Here is a 17,472-nt window from a genome sequence, read left to right on the forward strand (position 1 = left end):
AAACCGGAATGCATATCAAAAATTATCCCAGACCTCAATTTGTGCGCGAGGGATGGCTTGAACTTAACGGAGAATGGAATTTTCGCTTTGACGACGCAAATGTTGGAGAAGCGGAGAAATGGTACGAGTCTTTCTCCGCCGAACGCAAGATCCTTGTCCCTTTTACTTACGAAACCGAAGCAAGCGGTATAGGCGAAGAATCGTTTCATCCCAACGTATGGTATCAACGAACGGCGGCCATTCCCGCGGAATATTCGGGCAAAAGAGCGATTCTCCATTTCCAGGCGGTGGACTATACGGCCAAAGTATGGGTGAACGGGACATACGTCGGTCAACATCAAGGCGGATATTCCGCATTTTCCTTTGATATAACAACATACGTTCAGGGCGGGTCCGAACTAAATCTCGTCGTGAAGGCGGAAGACAGCCAAAGTTGTACCCAGCCGCGAGGCAAACAGCGTTGGGTTAAGGACAGCTTTGAATGCTTCTATGTCCAGACCACAGGCATTTGGCAAAGCGTATGGCTGGAATTTGTAGAGGAGACTTACATCCAAGCGGTGAAGATTACGCCGGACCTTGATAATTATGCCGTACGGTTCGAATATGAAACGGCGGGGGATTTGTCGTCCGCCCTGTTTCAATTGGAGACGCGAATCAGTTTGAAGGGCGAATTGATGAAGCAGTTCAGAATTACGGTTGACCGTCCTTGGTTGCAGATGGAAACGGGACTCATTCATGAAGCGAACGGACCGTGGAAAGTGAGCGTGTGGTCCCCGCAGCAACCAAATCTGTACGACGTAGAGTTTGTTTTATACCGGAACGATGAGGCAGTCGATCATGTTTTTTCGTATTTCGGCATGCGTAAAATCTCGATCGAAAACGGGAAAGTGCTGCTAAACAATGCTCCGATCTATCAAAGATTGATTCTGGACCAAGGCTATTGGCCGGAAAGCCATCTCACGCCGCCGTCGGAAGAAGCGATCGTCAAGGATATTGATTTGATTCTAGCCATGGGTTACAACGGGGTCCGCAAGCACATGAAAATCGAAGATGAACGTTTCTTATACTGGTGCGACGTCAAAGGGCTGTTGGTTTGGTCGGAAATGCCGGCAACATTCGAGTTCAATGATGCGGCCATCGGCCATTTTACCCGGGAATGGCTGGAAATTGTTCGCCAACATTACAATCACCCGAGCATTATTACCTGGGTTCCATTTAACGAATCGTGGGGCGTGATGCAGATTCGAACCAATGTCCGGCAGCAGAAATTCACGGAGGGCATTTACCATTTGACCAAATCAATCGATCCGCACCGTCCCGTCATCACGAACGATGGGTGGGAGCATACGGTCTCGGATATTTTAACCTTGCATGATTACGTGGAGCGCGGCAAGGAATTCGCTAAGCGGTATGCCGACAAACAACAGATTGCGGGCAACAAGATTGCGTTTAATAATGCGAAATTTGCCTTTGCCTCAAGCCACGAATACACCGGGCAGCCGATCATCGTAAGCGAATTTGGCGGCATCGCTTTCCGGACCGAGAAGGGCTGGGGATACGGCAATCAAGTGGCAGACGAAGAAGCCTTTGCCGAGCGGTTCCGCAAGATCACCCAAGCGATACAAAGGACGGACTATATTTGCGGGTACTGCTATACGCAAGTTACCGACGTTCAGCAAGAAATGAACGGTTTGCTAACCGAAGATCGAACTCCGAAAATTCCAATTGAGCTTATTAGGGAAATTAATCTTACATCGAAAATCTAAGAAAGATTCCGAACGCCGTTTTATCGAACAGGCAGGGGGAGGGATTGTCTTGAACAACGCAATGAATCGCATCTTTCGCAATCCGATTATGGATAGCGGTGCGGATCCTTGGATGTTCCGGCATGATGACGGCTATTATTATTTTATGATGACACGCCGCGATCGCCTTGAATTGGTGAAGTCCCGATCAATGACAGGCATCGCCGATGGATTCCGCAAAACCGTTTGGTTGCCGCCCAAGGAAGGCCCGGGCAGCCGGGAATTGTGGGCGCCGGAAATTCACCGCATTGAGGACAAATGGTATATCTATTTCACGGCAAGCGACGGGGGCGGTGACAGTACCCGCAGGATATACGTTCTGGAGAACGAGAGTGCGGATCCGACGGACGGCGATTGGGTGCATAAAGGCGCTGTGAATACGGAACTGCCCGGCTTGGACGGGACGGTCCTGCAGCATAACGGCAAACTCTATTTCATGTATGCGGGGTACGGCCATTTTCCGGAATACGGCTCCGCGATCTATGCCGCTCTTATGGCCGATCCATGGACCTTGACGGGGCCGAACGTTCTGCTGACCAAGCCGGAATATGCTTGGGAGAAGCAGGGAGGAATGGCGATTAACGAAGGCCCCTGTTTTCTCATAAGACACGGGAAAATATTCCTTGTTTATTCGGCAAGCACAACATGGTCGGACGACTATGCTTTGGGCATGTTGAGCGCAGCGGAAGACAGCGATTTGCTTGATCCATCCTCTTGGAAGAAAAGCGAACGGCCGGTCTTCAAGAAATCTCCGGAGAATTCCGTATTCGCCCCCGGGCATAACAGTTTTACCCGTTCCCCGGACGGGAGCGAGGATTGGATCGTCTATCATGCCATTCCCGAATCCGAAGGGGGATCGCAGAGGAGGCAGCCAAGGATCCAACGAATCGGTTGGACGACGGACGGGGAGCCGGATTTCGGCATTCCTCTTCCTACGAATTCGGATATACCCGTTCCGTCCGGCGAAGAATGAGCCTGCATTGTTCAAAGCGTTGAAAATCGTAGAAACGGACACGTCCGCCTTCCTGGCGGGATCGTGTCCTTATTTTTGTTCAGGCAGTTATACTGGCCGTTGCATTGAAAAAGGCTGCGGCTTTCTTCTACCGCCCTGCTCCCCAAGTTCGCGGACACAGGAGACGTTACTTGTGACAAAAGGCCCGTTTCGGACCGGTTTGCGGACAGACGATCCTTTATTCGCAGCAAAAGCGTAAAAATAAGCCCTCCGACGAACGGATAACGGAATCAATGTCCGCTTAAACAGCGAAAAAGCTATTTTGACGCATAATAACGGCCGTACGGTCCGGATAGCAATTTTCCGATGCAACGCCATTGGCATGTTAAATGAATTTCATCATACCGCTGGCGGTTGACGACCCGTTGTGCGGGTTAACGAAACGTATACACGCTAAAAGCCTGTAAATCGCCTTGTTGCTCGTGTAATGAAACGGAAGCACGCTAATGAGGGGAAAAAGGCGGTAAAACCGCCGATTTCCAATGAATAACGATACGTCCTTTCGTTAGGATGGGAACGTCTTCATTTTCCGCCCAATAAGGATTGCCAGTTTCGTTTGCGCCAAACTTGGCCGATGCAACATTTCCGATTGGGGCAAGTCCGCAACTTGCGGCGTTCCGGCACGAATAACCGTTCTTTACTCGGCCTTTTGTCGATATCCCCTTCACTCAGCGGAAGCGAGATGAACACGGGGCGGCGGCGAATTGGAATGATAAATCGGTATTCTGAACGAGGGGGATTTCGACAAAAGGGGAAGGGCGCGACGATCGATCGCCGTTCGAATCAAGCGTTGCATAGACCGTCACCGAACGAAGTAATGCTATTATCCGTACTAGAGCTTCCGAAACAGCGATTTTTTCCCAAATATCACGCAAGCGCGGCGGCCTTAACCGCTGCGCCGTTGCGGTTAACGCTGCTTGCGGTACGCTCCCGGCGGCATGCCATAATGGGCGTGAAATACCCTGCGGAAATAGGTATAGCTGCCAAAGCCCGAAGTTTCGGCGATTTGTTCCAGCGGAATGCTGCTATTGTTCATCCATTCCAGCGCAATGGACAGGCGGACGCGATTGACATATTGAATGATGGAGAGACCGTAATGGGCTTTAAACAGATGAACGCTGCGCGAAACGCTCAGCCCCGCATGCGCTGCGACATCCTCCAAACGGATCGGCAACGTCGCATGTTCCTCGATATATTGCTTCATTCGCGCCGCGCCGATCGTCGAAGGGGATACCCGGACCGGCGTTTCGGCGACGGCGCGGTCGAGCATTTTGCATAAGGTTTGCAGCAGAAGCCGGGAAATATCGGACGAACCTCCTTCCAATCTCCGATGCTCCAAGACGAGTTGATTCCAGATCGTCTCGATCCGGCTCATGTCCGCTATGCGGCTCTTTCTCGGCCGGTCGCCCTGTCCCCACCAACGGTCGATCCACGGGCCTTGACAGAAAACATAGAAATCCGAGCTGCCCGCGGCGGACGTTCCGTCCGCATGAACCCGCAGCCGATAGCGGTCGCCCGGGCGAACCAGCAGCAGATGGCCCGGCTGCAGCGATATCGATGTCCCGTTAAGCTCCGCTTCCGATGTGCCTGCGACTTGAAGCCGAAAAATATAAGAGTTCGATGTTTCATGGAACTCGTGATCGAATTCCCGGTGCTGGGAGAAGCCGCATAAGGTAATCCATATTTCATCCTGAAGCATCATTCATTAAACCTCTTTTCGCAAAAACGACCAGATCGTTCATGTTTATCATCAGTTTATTTCTACAAATATCGCCCTAGAACCTTTTATACTAAAGGAAAAAGAAAAAAGAGGTGCGACGACGATGCGAGATAACAACAAAATCAGACGGATTCAAACCGCCAGAGATACCGGAGATAGGCTGGCGGAACTGCAGCCGCTTGTATTCCGTCCGGATTCCGAAGAAGTGGAAATGCAAGTGATTAACGTCTACGAAGATCTGGAATATCAGACGATCATGGGATTTGGGGGCGCGTTTACGGAAGCGTCGGCTGTAACGCTGCAAAAAATAAGCGCCGAGAAGCGGCAAGAGATTATGCGGGCCTATTTCGACCGGCAGCACGGGCTCGGGTACACTTTATGCCGAACGCATATCAACAGCTGCGACTTCTCGCTGGGCAATTATGCGTACGTGGAACGGGAAGATCCGGAACTTGCGCAGTTCGATATTTCCCGCGACCGGGAGGCGTTAATGCCGTGCATACAGGAAGCCGCTCGACAGGCTGAAGGACAATTGGCTTTGTACGCTTCGCCGTGGAGTCCGCCGGGCTGGATGAAAACGACGGGCATGATGAACGGGGGAGGAAAGCTGAAACGGGAGTACTACGATGCGTGGGCCAGGTATTACGTGAAATATATCCAAGCGTATGAGGAAGAAGGCATTCCGATCTGGGGGATCACGGTGCAGAACGAAGCCAAGGCGGTGCAAACTTGGGACTCTTGCGTTTATACGGCGGAAGAGGAGAAAGATTTCGTCCGCGACTATCTCGGGCCTGCGCTTGAAGCGGCCGGACTGTCCCATGTGAAAGTGATGATATGGGACCATAACAAGGAGCGGATCTATGAACGGGCCAAAATCGCGTTCGAGGATGCGGCCGCGTCGAAATATATTTGGGGGATCGCATTTCACTGGTATTCGGGAGACCATTTCGAAGCGTTGTCTGCCGTGCGCGACAAGTATCCCGACAAACGGCTGTTGTTCACGGAGGGTTGCCAGGAAGGCGGCGTCCGCTTGGGAGCATGGCATACCGGCGAGCGATACGCACATGATATGATTGGCAACTTGAATCACTGGACGTCCGGTTGGACAGACTGGAATCTTGTGCTGGACGAAACGGGCGGCCCCAACCATGTCGGCAATTTCTGCGACGCGCCTGTCATCGCAAATACAAAGACCGGTGAAGTGCATTATGAGAGCTCCTATTATTACATCGGGCATTTCAGCAAATATATCCGTCCCGGCGCTGCACGGATCGGATGCACCAAATATACGGACAAACTGGAAACGACCGCGTTCAAGAACAGCGACGGGACGATCGCCTTAGTCATTTTGAACCGGACGGACGACAATCTGTCATATTGTCTCCGCTATAACGGGGATGTCGCGGAAGGCAGCATCCCGGGACACGCCATCCAAACGCTGCTGTTTCACGGATCTTGACATGTTGATCCGGATACGATGACCCGCACATCCGTTAACAGGCCTATGCGCATACGCATAGGCCTGCTATTTTTATGTCAAGGGCCTCGTGCGGGTAGAAATGAAGCGGAATAAATTCCGGCATGCAGTCTTGCTCCCGGCAATAGGCGACGAATTCGCGAAAAAACTGTTTCGAGCGAAGGTTGATCAATCGCCCGGGCGCACCTTCCAGGTGTGGCGAATCGGGCTGCCGGTCAAAACTTTGATCTCGCAGCTCTCGGTTTCAAGCGCATAGACTTCGGAAGCTTGATAGGATCGGCCCCGCTGTAAATATTGGTTGATGATGCCGAGGGCGCTGGATTGGTTGAATTCGAAATAGTTCGAGGAGAATTTTTTCTTGTCCCGATCGGGCGCGGGATGGTACTGCTTCCGGTATTCGTGCGGCGTTATGCGATATTTGTTCTTAAAAGCCGCGTAGAAGGATTTGGCGTTCGGAAAACCGTGCGAGAGCGCAATATCCGCGATAGGAGCGTCCTCATGGCGGAGCAGATCCTCGACCGAATGTTTCAATCGAATGCTTGTCAAATAGGACTGAAAGTTCAGACCGATATTCTCCCTGAAAAATTTCGAGAGATAGGGAACGGTCAGGAATTCTTGTCTGGCTATCGCTTGCAGAGTGATCGGCTCTTTATAATGATCGTCGATATACCGGATGATCCGCAGCAATCTATCCATGTACTTCTCGTTGATTCCCTTGCCGCGATCCGGAAGTTTGAATTGTTTCATAAGAATCGAGAACACGCTGATCATTCGTACTTGCAATTCCATCTCGTACAACTCGTCTTTTTTATGATTAAGCTGCACCATTTCCGCCAAATATTGACGAATTCGCTCCAATGCCGGCTTGCGTTCCTTGTCCGCCGAGCCCGAATCGCACTCGAATTGGACTTGCTCGATTCCTCTCACGTTCTCTTTTAAATAAGCCGTAGGAATTAGAAAAGTAGCGATGATGTTCATATCCAGACCGATGACTTCATGTACGCGGCAATCGTTGATCAGCAGGACGTCTCCCTCTGCAAGGCGGCGCCGCAGGCCATTCGCGGTTACTTCCAGCGTTCCGCGCAGAACGAAGATGATTTCCACACTGTTGTGCCAGTGGCTGGGCACGTAATTCACGCTATGGAGCGAAACGTCGAACGGCAGAACATCGCCGGTCTCTACCACCTCGTACATGGAATTTTTCATCCCCGATTCCTCCTCGCACATCGCGATTTTCATTTTTCGGCGCGGCATGACCGCTTTCGTTTGAGCATTTTATTCGATAAAGAACTCCTTAAATCCTTTTCATACAAGGCTCCGAAACATGATAATTATAAGGATACTTGGCAATACTGAATCGCAAACCGTTTTTTACTTGAAACGGGTGATTGGCCGATAGTTGAAATGTTTTGTGTTTCCGTATATTCGATCTGCGATAAGGAGAGTCGGCACATGAAAGATTCCCGCCATATTACCGTCATACAGGCGGCTACGATTCTTGCCAGTACGATTATCGGGGTTGGCATACTCACGCTTCCTCTCTCTGCCGTTCAGGCAGCAGATTCCGGGGCTCCGTTGGTCACGTTTGCAGGCATGCTTCTCGCATTAATCGGATTAATATGGATTACGCTGCTTGGCATGCGGTTTCCGAAGCAATCATTTGTTGAGTACAGCGAAGCGATTCTCGGGAAATGGTTCGCATGGGGAGGGAGCGCGCTGCTCATCGTTTTTATAGGCATCCTGACTTCTCTTGTTGCAAGGGAGTTCGGCGAAGTGGTTGTTACGGCGATTCTCAAGCAAACGCCGCTGGAAGCGATCGTACTCGCCATGCTGCTGCTCGTCGCTTTTCCTTCGCGCAAAGGCATCGAGATTTTCTCGTGCATTCATTATTTTTACTTCCCGTTGCTGCTAGTGCCGGGCTTGTTGATTATCGTCCTTTCGTTCCGGAATGCCGAGTTCATCAATCTTGAGCCGATTTGGGGGAATAACCCGAGCGGTTTCCTTCTGGGGATATTGACGCTTGGAACGTCGTTTCAAGGATCGTTCATTATGATGATGGTCATTCCGGCCATGCGCCATCCCCGGAAGTCTCTGCCGGCGGGGGTATGGGGCATGCTCATTGCCGGCGTGTTGTACGTCATGGTTGTGATCGCAAGCGTCAGCGTATTCGGCGCCGATGAAATCAAGCTTACATTATGGCCAACCTTGGAGTTGGCCAAGATGACTTCGTTGCCCGCCAATATTTTGGAGCGCTTGGATGCCCTATTTCTGATCGCTTGGGTCATTACCGTATTTACATCTTTATTCTCCTGCTATTATTTTACGGTTTACGCGATAAGCAAATTGTTCCGGTTAGCCGATCAGAGGATGCTGTCTTTTTTTATGTTGCCGATTATATTCACGCTCGCTGTTCTACCGGGCAACGTAGTGCAACTGTACCAAATCATTCAAATAGCAGGACAGGCGGGACTTCTATTCACGATCGCCTATCCCGGATTGCTGCTGTTCGTCGCGATCGTTCGCAAGAAAAAGGGGATTAAGGAATGAAGTGCCGCGTTGATAGATTAGTTCCGCATCTTTACCGAATCCGCGGTTTCGTTTACGATTCGAACAAATGCGTCGACGGCCGCGATCGGACATCGATACTCGATCCGAAGAACATGCCGGTCGAACTCGTAGAATAAAAGGCCGGAAAAGGCAGAGTCATCTTTATATTGATTGTGTTTGCCCTTCAGGCCGCCTTTCGAGGCGGTCTCGATAAACTCACTGTTGAAAGAGTCCACGCATTCTTGCAGCTCCTCGCCCACGGCGTCATCCAAAGACGTTCTCTCCATCACTTCCAGCGCCGCCGGTCCGCGCAGTCATAGTTTGTTCATATTTTTTTGCTAGACTGGTGAACATCGGGCTGCAACAGGAAGGAACTTCATATCTTGCCTAACAAACGGCTCTGGCAATGAAGCGAAAGGAGTGCGAGAATGAAAAAGTGGATGATTGCCTGCGTAGGCCTATGCCTGGTGGCGGCAAGCGGGTATTTCGGCTATCAATATTTTTTTAAAAAAGAAGAGGTGTCTGCGGCTCCCGTACAAACCGCAACCGTTCAGCGGGGGGATCTTGCCGTCAAAGTGTCGGGTTCGGGCACCGTGTCCGTCGTGAACAGCGTCAACGTCAAGGCTGAGGAAGCCGGAACATTATTGCCGTTGAAGGTGAAGGAAGGGGATACGGTCGAGAAGGGACAGATCATTGCAACTTATGAAGCTCCCGATGTCGAGAGCGAGGTTTCGAAATTGGAGAGCGAATATCAGAAGCAAAAGCTGCAAATGGAGCAGTTGCAGAAGAAGTTTATGGAAGCGGGAGACGAAGGCGGACGGGAAGACGCCGCTTTCGAAATCGAAAAGCTGAAGCTGGAAATGCGGAACAACCGGGATTCGGCGGCAGATCTTGAGCAACAAGCGAAGGAGGTTGTCGGCATTGCCGCGCCCATTGCCGGGAAGGTGACCGCCGTCTCAGTTCGAGAGGGAGGGGGACGGGTTCAGGAAGGGGCGGATATCGTCACGATTACCGATTACGAAAATTTGCAAACCGTCATTCAGGTGGACGAGTTGGACATTCCGAAAGTGAAAATCGGGCAAACGGCCACGATTCATCTGGATGCCCTTCAGGATGTGGAAATTCAAGGCAAAGTTTCGAAGATCGCGGATGAAGGATCGGCTTCGAACGGGGTGTCGTTGTTTGACGTCACGATCGCATTTCAAACGCAGGAGGGCGTACGGGCCGGCATGACGACTTCGGCGGAGCTGCTGGTAGAGAGCAAGGAGAATGTACTGCTCGTCCCGGTCGAGGCTGTGCAAGAGCGGGGCGGACAAACCTTCGTCATGTTGGCGGACGCCTCCGGTTCAGCTCCGGCCGATCCGGTTGAAAGGACGGAAGGCGCAGCTTCTCCCGTCCGGCCGAATTCCGGTGCGGGGAATGGCGAACAGTTTGCCAGACGTTCCAACGCTTCGTCCGGCAACGAAGCCGAGCGGAGGGAAAGGCTTCAGAATTGGGCCGCCGGCCGGGAAGGGCAGCGCCCGCAAGGAACGGCGCAGTCGCAAGGCGGTACGGGAATGATGCGGCCCGTGACCGTCGGCAGCGCCAACGAGGAGTTCATTGAAATTGTGGACGGATTGAAAGAAGGAGAAAAGGTGATTCTGCCGGCCGTCGCGTCTTCTTCCGCACAGACGCGCATGCCTGCGGGCATGGGCGGATTCGTAACCGAATTCGGCGGGGGCGGAATGAGAGGAAACGGCGTTCCGCCGAGCGGGGGCGAAAGACGATGAGCGGCCGGGCGGTAGATATCGATCTGCGGCGTATCGTTAAGGAACACGAGATGGGCGGGGAAAAGCAGGTAACGCTGAAGAATATCTCCCTTCAGGTGGATCGGGGCGAGTTTATGGCCATCGTCGGCCCTTCCGGTTCGGGCAAGTCGACCTTGATGAATATTATCGGTTGTCTGGACACCCCGACGGAAGGAACGTATATTATCGACGGCCAAGATACGAGCCGGATGAACGATAACGAGTTGGCCGACATACGGAATCGTAAAATCGGCTTTATTTTTCAGAGCTTTCATCTCTTGTCCCAACTGACGGCCTTCGAGAACGTGGAGCTTCCGCTCATCTATCGCGGCATGTCGGCCAAAGAGCGGCGCAGGCTGGCCGAAGAGGCGCTGGGGCAGATGGGAATCGCGGACAAGCTCCATCACCTGCCGAAGCAGCTCTCCGGCGGACAGCAGCAGCGCGTCGCCATCGCGAGAGCGCTGGCGAGCCAGCCCTCGATTCTGCTGGCGGACGAACCGACCGGAGCGCTGGACACGAAGACGGGCCGGGAAGTGCTCGCCATCTTCGAACAATTGCATGCCAAAGGGCACACGATCGTACTGATTACGCATGATCCGGGCGTGGCGGAACGGGCGCAGAGCGTCGTCCGAATTACGGACGGCCTGCTGGCGGTAGAAAGGAGGGACGGCGATGCATATCGGTCAAGGCATCAAGATGGCTTGGAAAGCGATTCTGGCGAATAAGCTGCGTACGCTGCTGACGATGCTCGGCATCGTGATCGGCGTCGCTTCGGTGATTACGCTGGTGGCGATGGGGAAGGGCACGCAGCAGAACGTCAAGGATCAAATGGCCAGCCTCGGCACCAATCTGCTTGCCGTCAACATTAGCGGACGCGGGGCCGTCAGCTCGCTCACCGTGGAAGAAGCCGAGGCGCTCGGCGTCATTGATGCCGTAACGGGCGTCGCTCCGATTGTAAACGGAAATGCGCAGGTGAAATTCGGAGCGAATAACGTGAATGTCTCGACCGAAGGAGTGACGGCTTCCTATGAGGAGGTTCGGGACGTTCGCGTTCAAAGCGGCCGGTTCATTAATGCGATCGATGTCCGCTACCGGCAAAAGGTAGCTTTGATCGGTACGGGAACCGCCGGTGAGTTATTCGGGACGGACAACCCGGTCGGACAATACGTCTCGATCAACGGCGCGAGGTTCAAGGTGGTCGGCTTGCTGGAGGAGCAAGGAACTTCGCTTGGCGGATCGAACGATGACAAAATATTGATTCCGATCAGTACGGCGGAGCGGCTGCTCCGGTCTTCCGGCGTTCGTTCCGTCTATATGCAAACCGGGAGCGAGAACGATCTCGCCGCCGTACAAGCGGAAGTGGAAAAGATATTGGCGAAAAAATTCAGAGGAAATACGAACGGCTATAACGTATTCAATCAGGCGGATATGGTCAAGACGATCTCCGAAGTTTCCTCGACGCTGGCCAAGACGCTGGCCGGCATCGCAAGCATTTCGCTGCTAGTAGGCGGCATCGGCATTATGAACATTATGCTCGTCTCGGTCACGGAGCGGACCCGCGAGATCGGCATCCGCAAATCGATCGGAGCGAAGCGGAAGGATATTTTGCTGCAATTTCTATTGGAGGCGCTTGTCATTAGCGGGCTCAGCGGCGTCTTCGGCGTTGCCGTCAGCTATTCGGCCGTTTATTTCTTGAACCGGGCGGGTACGATGGCGCTGATGACTTGGGACACAATCGCCATGTCGTTCCTGTTCTCCTTCGCAATCGGTATTTCGTTCGGCATTTTTCCGGCGAATAAAGCTTCGAAGTTACGGCCCGTCGATGCGCTGCGGTACGATTGAGTTCATATATCGGAAGGAGGAAGCCTGAATGCGGAGGCCCCATATTCTAATTATCGAAGACGACCGGCATATTGCCGAACTCATCTCCCTTTATTTGGTCAAGGAGCGGTTCCGCTGCACGCTCGCCGAGGACGGGAGCCGCGGCACGGACTTATTCTACATGGATCCGCCCGATCTCATCCTGCTCGATATTATGCTGCCGAAGAAGGACGGCTGGGCGGTCATGGAGGAGTTGAGACAGTTCGGCAACACGCCGGTGATCATGCTGACAGGCAAAGGGGAGAGCTATGACAAATTGAAAGGTTTCTCGCTCGGCGTCGACGATTATGTCGTCAAACCGTTCGAACCGAAAGAGCTGGTTGCGCGGGTGAGAGCGGTGCTGCGCAGGTTGAATCCTTTCGTTGCGAGAGAGGAAGTTCTGCTGCCCGGGCTGAGGATCAGCCCCTCGGAATATAAAGTATTTGTGGACGGTGCGGAAATCGGCTTTCCGCCGAAGGAAATCGAGCTGCTCTATTATTTGGCCACGAACCGCAATCAGGTATACACGCGCGAACAACTGCTGAACCAAGTATGGGGCTTGTCGTTTGAAGGAGACTTGCGAACGGTGGATGTTCATATTAAACGGATACGCAATAAAATCGGAGACCGCGGAGATTGGCGGATCGTAACGGTTTGGGGGATCGGTTATAAGTTCGAGGTGAATGAGGATGCGAGTGCCGACTAAAATCCGGGTGAACCGAATCACCTTCAAGCTTGTCGCAACGGTTGTCGTGCTGTTGTTTGTTTCCCATGCGCTGCTCGTGTTGATTTCCGGCGTGTTGGTGCGGGGGGATATGATCAAGCATGGAGGGTTCGAGAATCGCAGCGAAGTGCAGGAAGTAGCCGATTTCGTGGGGGAGGCTCTCGCGGGCGGTTGGAATATGGAAACGATCGGTTCGGCGCTGAAGTTGAAGAACGGGAGACAAAGAGCGTGGTATGTATACGATAGCGTGAATCAGGCCGTTTTGTTCGGCGTGGAGTCGCAGACGATGACATTCAAACCGGGCGCCGGTTTCTTCAGAAGCGCGCTTGAACTGCAGCCGCCCGATACGAGTCTGCCGGCGCTTACCGAATATGACGGCCAGGAATGGTTCGTCGCGGCCGCCGCCGTTCCGGAATCGTCCGGACGCAGCGGCTTGAAAGTCGTCAACGTATCCCCGGCGTTTAAGCCGGATTTCAATCGATGGAACCGGCAACTGCTCTATGCGGCGGGCCTGTCGCTTGCGCTTGGCATATTATTTGTGCTTATCACCTCGAAGCTAATTACCCGCAGGCTGAAATATATGATCGACGCCGCGCGCAAAATTGCGAAGGGCAATTTCAACCAGCAAGTTCCCGTCGGTTCCAAGGACGAATTGGGCGAATTGGCCGCGACGCTGAACCGGATGGCGGAGGAACTCGGCAGTTTGGACCGGATGCGCAAAGATTTTATTGCCAACGTCTCGCATGATTTGCGGTCGCCGTTAACTTCCATTCACGGATATGTCGGCGCGCTCCAGGACGGAACGATTCCGCCGGAACAGGCGCAGCGCTATCTTACGATCATTAAAGGGCAGACGAAGCGATTGATCCGGCTCGTCAACGATTTGCTCGATATGGGCAAGGTGGATTCGGGACAATTCACGGTTGTCTCCGCTCCGTTCAACCTTAGCGAGACGATTCGCCGGGCGCTTGCCCGCATGGAACCGCAATTTGCGCACCATCGGGTCGTGTTCCGTATCGATTCGCCGGACGGGGAAGACGTATACGCCATCGGCGATGCGGACCGGATCGAGCAAGTCCTGCATAATCTCGTGCAGAATGCCGTCGAGTTCGCCGACCCGGGCCAAGATATACAAGTCTTCCTCCGGAAAGAACGCCGCGCTATCGTCACGGTCATGGACAAAGGCATTGGCATCGATCCGGAAGAACTGGATCGGATCTGGGACCGGTTTTATAAATCCGATCGAGCGAGGTCGAAGAAGAACGGCACCGGTATCGGCCTCTCCATCGTCAAGGCGATTTTGGACAGGCATGACTCCGAAATCAAGGTGGAAAGCGCGATCGGGCAAGGAACGGCGATTACGTTCAGTCTTCCGTTGGCCGTTCCTCCGCATGAAACGCATCGGCCGAATGAGCGCCTGCCCGAGACGAAGTAGACCATCTCCCTCATTGAAAATGGCTGGCATACCAAGCAGCCGCTTTCTCCGCTTCCGTCCGGGTCAACTGATGTCCGAAGCTCTCCCAGTGCGTTTCTACGGGAGCGCCCGCCTTTGCCAGCATTTCCGCCAATTCCTTGGTTTCGTCCGCACTGCATATCGGATCGTTCGTCCCCGCGCCGATGAACACTGGCGTTTCGGTTAAATCCGGCAGTTCGATGCCGCGCCGCGGAACCATCGGATGAAATAATATCGCGCCTTTCAAAGCGTTCCGGTAATGAAACAAGAGGCTGCCGGCAATATTCGCACCGTTGGAATATCCGACGGCGACGACATGATTGCGGTCAAATCCATGCTCCTCGGCGGCTTGATCCAGAAATTCGTTGAGCTCCTTGGTGCGCAATATTAAATCTTCTTCATCGAACACGCCTTCCGCCAACCGGCGGAAGAAGCGCGGCATTCCGTTCTCGCTGACATTGCCCCGCACACCCAATACGGACGCTGCGGAATCGATCATGTCCGCCACCGGCAGCAAATCGGTTTCCGTCCCCCCGGTGCCGTGCAATATAAGGAGCGTCGGTCTGCCGGGATCTTTCCCTTGACGGTAAACATGTTTCATCATTGCTCCACCTCCACTTGCCGAACCTTGATCGGCAGCAGAATCTCTTCAATTTGGCCGCGGGCCGGCTCCAGCCAAGGCGGCAGCATCAATTGTTCCCCCATCTTGTCGGCCGGCTCGTCGCGGTCGAAGCCCGGAGGGTCTGTTGCGATTTCGAATAAAATGCCGCCCCATTCGCGGAAATACAGGGCGTTGAAATATTGGCGGTCCACAATGTCGGTCGGTTGATAGCCGCCGGCGCGAATATGGCTTTGCCAATCCCGATGGTCTTCGTCGTCTTTCGCGCGCCAAGCGATATGATGGATCGTGCCCGCTCCCATAAGGCCCCGATTGCTCGTATGAAGATCGATGTCCACGATATTGCCGAGATCGCCGTTGGAGCGCAATCTGAGGTATTGGCCTTCCTGCCCGACTTTCTCAAATCCCAGAACCTGTTCCAGCAATTGCGCCGTTTGTTGCGGGGAAGACGTAAGAAGGATCGCGCCTCCGAAGCCTTTGACCGCAACGTCCGGCGTCATTCCGTCAAACGCCCATTCGCTCTTCGGCCCTTCGCTTCTTGCGACCAGTTCGAGCCGGAGACCGTGCGGATCTTCAAATTGCAGAAACGATTCGTTGAAACGGTTGACTTTTTGTACGGATACTCGAAACTTCGCGAGCCGCTTCTCCCAGAAATCCAGCGCTTGTTCAGGCACAACGAAGGTCGTAACGCCGACCTGTCCCGTTCCGATCCGGCCCGGGTAGCTGTTCGGCCATGGGAAAAACGTCATAATCGTGCCGGGCTTGCCCCCTTCATTGCCGAAATATAAATGATAAGTGCCCGGGTCGTCGAAATTGACGGTTCTTTTGACCAGTCGCAAACCGAGCACGCCTGCGTAAAAATCGACGTTTTGCTGCGGGTCGCCGACAATCGCCGTAATATGGTGAATTCCCGCCGTTTGTTTTGTGCCCATAACTTTTATGCTCCTTTCGAATGAAACGATCGCGTCTTCGCGTTATCCATTAGGATGCCCTTATTGGAGAGCGCTCATGAAGCCTCGATACGCCATTAAGACTGTGTTCGAAAATTATCTCGAATTCGAGATAATCATAAATCCATTTCGGCGCTTTGTCAAATCGGGGGCAATGGATGCGCAGCCCGTACAATTCGAGGGATTTTTGCAAGAGCCTATTGGAATTTATCCAACGGATCCTCCTTTTCGCCCCCCTTATGTGTCCTGTCATTGGAATTTATCCAATGGAATCTTCTCAAATATGGCCATATCACGAGAAACGGCTTGCTTGTATTGGATATTTTCCAATCAAGGACCGTGTTTCGCCTAAAAATCCCCAATTTGATTGCGCATATTCCAATGGTTGCTTGTCGACGTCCCGAATCCGGAACAAAGCCATTACAAAATGATCCTTTACACGGTCGCATATTATGAGATAATCGTGTAAATAGGGGTGGGAGGGATACGATGAAACATTACCTTTTTAAGCAACTTCGTTTTGTTCGGGACAATACGATGCGCCAAGCGGCGGAGATAGGCGACGAGCAAGCGGCGATCGTGCCGGAAGGCTTCAATAATAATATAAAGTGGAATCTGGGGCATATTTATGTCGTGCAAGAAAAGTTCGCCTTTATCCTCACCGGGGAGGAGACATCGAATATGCCGGACCATTATCCTGCGTTGTTCGGTCCCGGGACGAAACCGGGCGATTGGGAAGACAACGTGCCGCCGATGCGCGAATTAACGCAATTGCTCGCGAGTCAAACGGACCGAATCGAGCAAGCGTTGGAATTGCGCCTGAAGGATCAAATCGAGCAGCCGTATACGACTTCCACAGGGCATACCTTATCTACGGTAGAAGAATTGTTGAGTTTTTGCCTGTATCATGAGGGGATGCACTTCGATGCGATCAAAACAATCAAGCGACTCATCCAAATCTAATTGCCGCAATTGATATAGGGGTGAGGGGTATGTTATAATATGATAAAGAAGGAGGCGATAAGTATGAGCGTGAATACGGAATCGACGGATCAAACCATGGAATTGGAAGCGGATTGCTGTTCGCACGGGGGGGCGGAGCGCAAGAGCCATCATTCGGATAAAGTGAAAAGCAGCCTGATCAATCGCTTGAACCGGATCGAAGGCCAAGTTCGCGGCATTAAAGGCTTAATTGAAAAAGACACCTACTGCGACGATGTATTGAATCAAATCGCCTCCGTCCAATCGGCCCTCAACGGCGTCGGAAAGCTTTTGCTGGAGCATCATATGAAAAGCTGTGTCATCGAACGGATTCAGGAAGGCGATGATGAAGTATTGACCGAACTGATGACTACGATCAATAAGTTAATGAGATAAAGGAATTCCTGTCTGGAGCCAATGGCGTTGCACCGAATGTTTTACTGCGTTTCAAGCCGATGATTGCGATAGGGATGAAGATGAACAAGGTTAACGGATTTTGGAGGCCTTATTTGATCCAATAACGCAATTTTTGCGGAG

Annotated in this window: 16 protein-coding genes; 11 read left to right on the forward strand and 5 right to left on the reverse strand. The window is 52.7% G+C overall.

The window, feature by feature from the left end:
* Positions 1 to 8 precede the first annotated feature (8 nt).
* The gene (locus LQ229_RS20345; RefSeq protein WP_230192715.1) at positions 9 to 1,766 is read left to right on the forward strand and encodes a sugar-binding domain-containing protein; all 1,758 of its coding nucleotides are present in this window, start codon (positions 9 to 11) and stop codon (positions 1,764 to 1,766) included.
* Positions 1,767 to 1,827: 61 nt separating this feature from the next.
* Entirely contained in the window at positions 1,828 to 2,778 is a 951-nt protein-coding gene (locus tag LQ229_RS20350; protein WP_230192729.1) for a glycoside hydrolase family 43 protein, read from the forward strand.
* Positions 2,779 to 3,724: 946 nt separating this feature from the next.
* On the opposite strand, the gene LQ229_RS20355 is transcribed toward LQ229_RS20350, so the two are convergent.
* Positions 3,725 to 4,519: an AraC family transcriptional regulator gene (locus LQ229_RS20355; RefSeq protein WP_230192716.1), complete on the reverse strand. Its 795-nt coding sequence runs from the start codon at positions 4,517 to 4,519 to the stop codon at positions 3,725 to 3,727.
* A 121-nt stretch (positions 4,520 to 4,640) separates the two neighbouring features.
* Between LQ229_RS20355 and LQ229_RS20360 the strand changes: the two genes are divergently transcribed.
* A complete protein-coding gene (locus LQ229_RS20360; protein ID WP_230192717.1) occupies positions 4,641 to 5,996 on the forward strand; it encodes a glycoside hydrolase family 30 protein in 1,356 nt (451 codons plus the stop codon).
* A 186-nt stretch (positions 5,997 to 6,182) separates the two neighbouring features.
* On the opposite strand, the gene LQ229_RS20365 is transcribed toward LQ229_RS20360, so the two are convergent.
* Positions 6,183 to 7,220, reverse strand: a complete 1,038-nt coding sequence (locus LQ229_RS20365; protein WP_230192718.1) for an AraC family transcriptional regulator — start codon at positions 7,218 to 7,220, stop codon at positions 6,183 to 6,185.
* 246 nt (positions 7,221 to 7,466) lie between these two features.
* On the opposite strand from LQ229_RS20365, the gene LQ229_RS20370 reads away from it, so the two are divergent.
* Complete coding sequence (locus tag LQ229_RS20370) at positions 7,467 to 8,561, forward strand: endospore germination permease (protein ID WP_230192719.1); 1,095 nt, start codon at positions 7,467 to 7,469, stop codon at positions 8,559 to 8,561.
* A gap of 17 nt (positions 8,562 to 8,578) precedes the next feature.
* On the opposite strand, the gene LQ229_RS20375 is transcribed toward LQ229_RS20370, so the two are convergent.
* Positions 8,579 to 8,851, reverse strand: a complete 273-nt coding sequence (locus LQ229_RS20375) for a hypothetical protein (protein WP_230192720.1) — start codon at positions 8,849 to 8,851, stop codon at positions 8,579 to 8,581.
* 138 nt (positions 8,852 to 8,989) lie between these two features.
* Here LQ229_RS20375 and LQ229_RS20380 point away from each other — a divergent pair, with 138 nt between their 5' ends.
* From LQ229_RS20380 to LQ229_RS20400, 5 genes are read left to right on the forward strand one after another with little or no spacing between them, the layout of a single operon-like run.
* Positions 8,990 to 10,330, forward strand: a complete 1,341-nt coding sequence (locus LQ229_RS20380; RefSeq protein WP_230192721.1) for an efflux RND transporter periplasmic adaptor subunit — start codon at positions 8,990 to 8,992, stop codon at positions 10,328 to 10,330.
* Entirely contained in the window at positions 10,327 to 11,073 is a 747-nt protein-coding gene (locus LQ229_RS20385) for an ABC transporter ATP-binding protein (protein ID WP_230192722.1), read from the forward strand. Before LQ229_RS20380 ends, LQ229_RS20385 begins: the two co-directional genes overlap by 4 nt.
* Entirely contained in the window at positions 11,021 to 12,190 is a 1,170-nt protein-coding gene (locus tag LQ229_RS20390) for an ABC transporter permease (protein WP_230192723.1), read from the forward strand. Before LQ229_RS20385 ends, LQ229_RS20390 begins: the two co-directional genes overlap by 53 nt.
* 28 nt (positions 12,191 to 12,218) lie before the next feature.
* Positions 12,219 to 12,914, forward strand: a complete 696-nt coding sequence (locus LQ229_RS20395) for a response regulator transcription factor (protein WP_230192724.1) — start codon at positions 12,219 to 12,221, stop codon at positions 12,912 to 12,914.
* A complete protein-coding gene (locus LQ229_RS20400; protein WP_230192725.1) occupies positions 12,904 to 14,367 on the forward strand; it encodes a HAMP domain-containing sensor histidine kinase in 1,464 nt (487 codons plus the stop codon). The genes LQ229_RS20395 and LQ229_RS20400 overlap by 11 nt, the downstream gene beginning before the upstream one ends.
* A gap of 10 nt (positions 14,368 to 14,377) precedes the next feature.
* On the opposite strand, the gene LQ229_RS20405 is transcribed toward LQ229_RS20400, so the two are convergent.
* Entirely contained in the window at positions 14,378 to 14,986 is a 609-nt protein-coding gene (locus tag LQ229_RS20405; RefSeq protein ID WP_230192730.1) for an alpha/beta hydrolase, read from the reverse strand.
* Entirely contained in the window at positions 14,986 to 15,936 is a 951-nt protein-coding gene (locus tag LQ229_RS20410; RefSeq protein ID WP_230192726.1) for a ring-cleaving dioxygenase, read from the reverse strand. Before LQ229_RS20410 ends, LQ229_RS20405 begins: the two co-directional genes overlap by 1 nt.
* 507 nt (positions 15,937 to 16,443) lie before the next feature.
* On the opposite strand from LQ229_RS20410, the gene LQ229_RS20415 reads away from it, so the two are divergent.
* Together LQ229_RS20415 and LQ229_RS20420 are read left to right on the forward strand one after the other, a co-directional pair.
* Complete coding sequence (locus LQ229_RS20415) at positions 16,444 to 16,917, forward strand: DinB family protein (RefSeq protein WP_230192727.1); 474 nt, start codon at positions 16,444 to 16,446, stop codon at positions 16,915 to 16,917.
* 96 nt (positions 16,918 to 17,013) lie between these two features.
* Positions 17,014 to 17,331 (forward strand): metal-sensitive transcriptional regulator, encoded by a 318-nt coding sequence (locus tag LQ229_RS20420; protein ID WP_230192731.1) that lies wholly within the window; start codon positions 17,014 to 17,016, stop codon positions 17,329 to 17,331.
* Positions 17,332 to 17,472 lie beyond the last annotated feature (141 nt).

Origin of the sequence: Paenibacillus sp. CECT 9249, from assembly GCF_918697855.1 — a bacterium.
Lineage (GTDB): Bacteria > Bacillota > Bacilli > Paenibacillales > Paenibacillaceae > MSJ-34.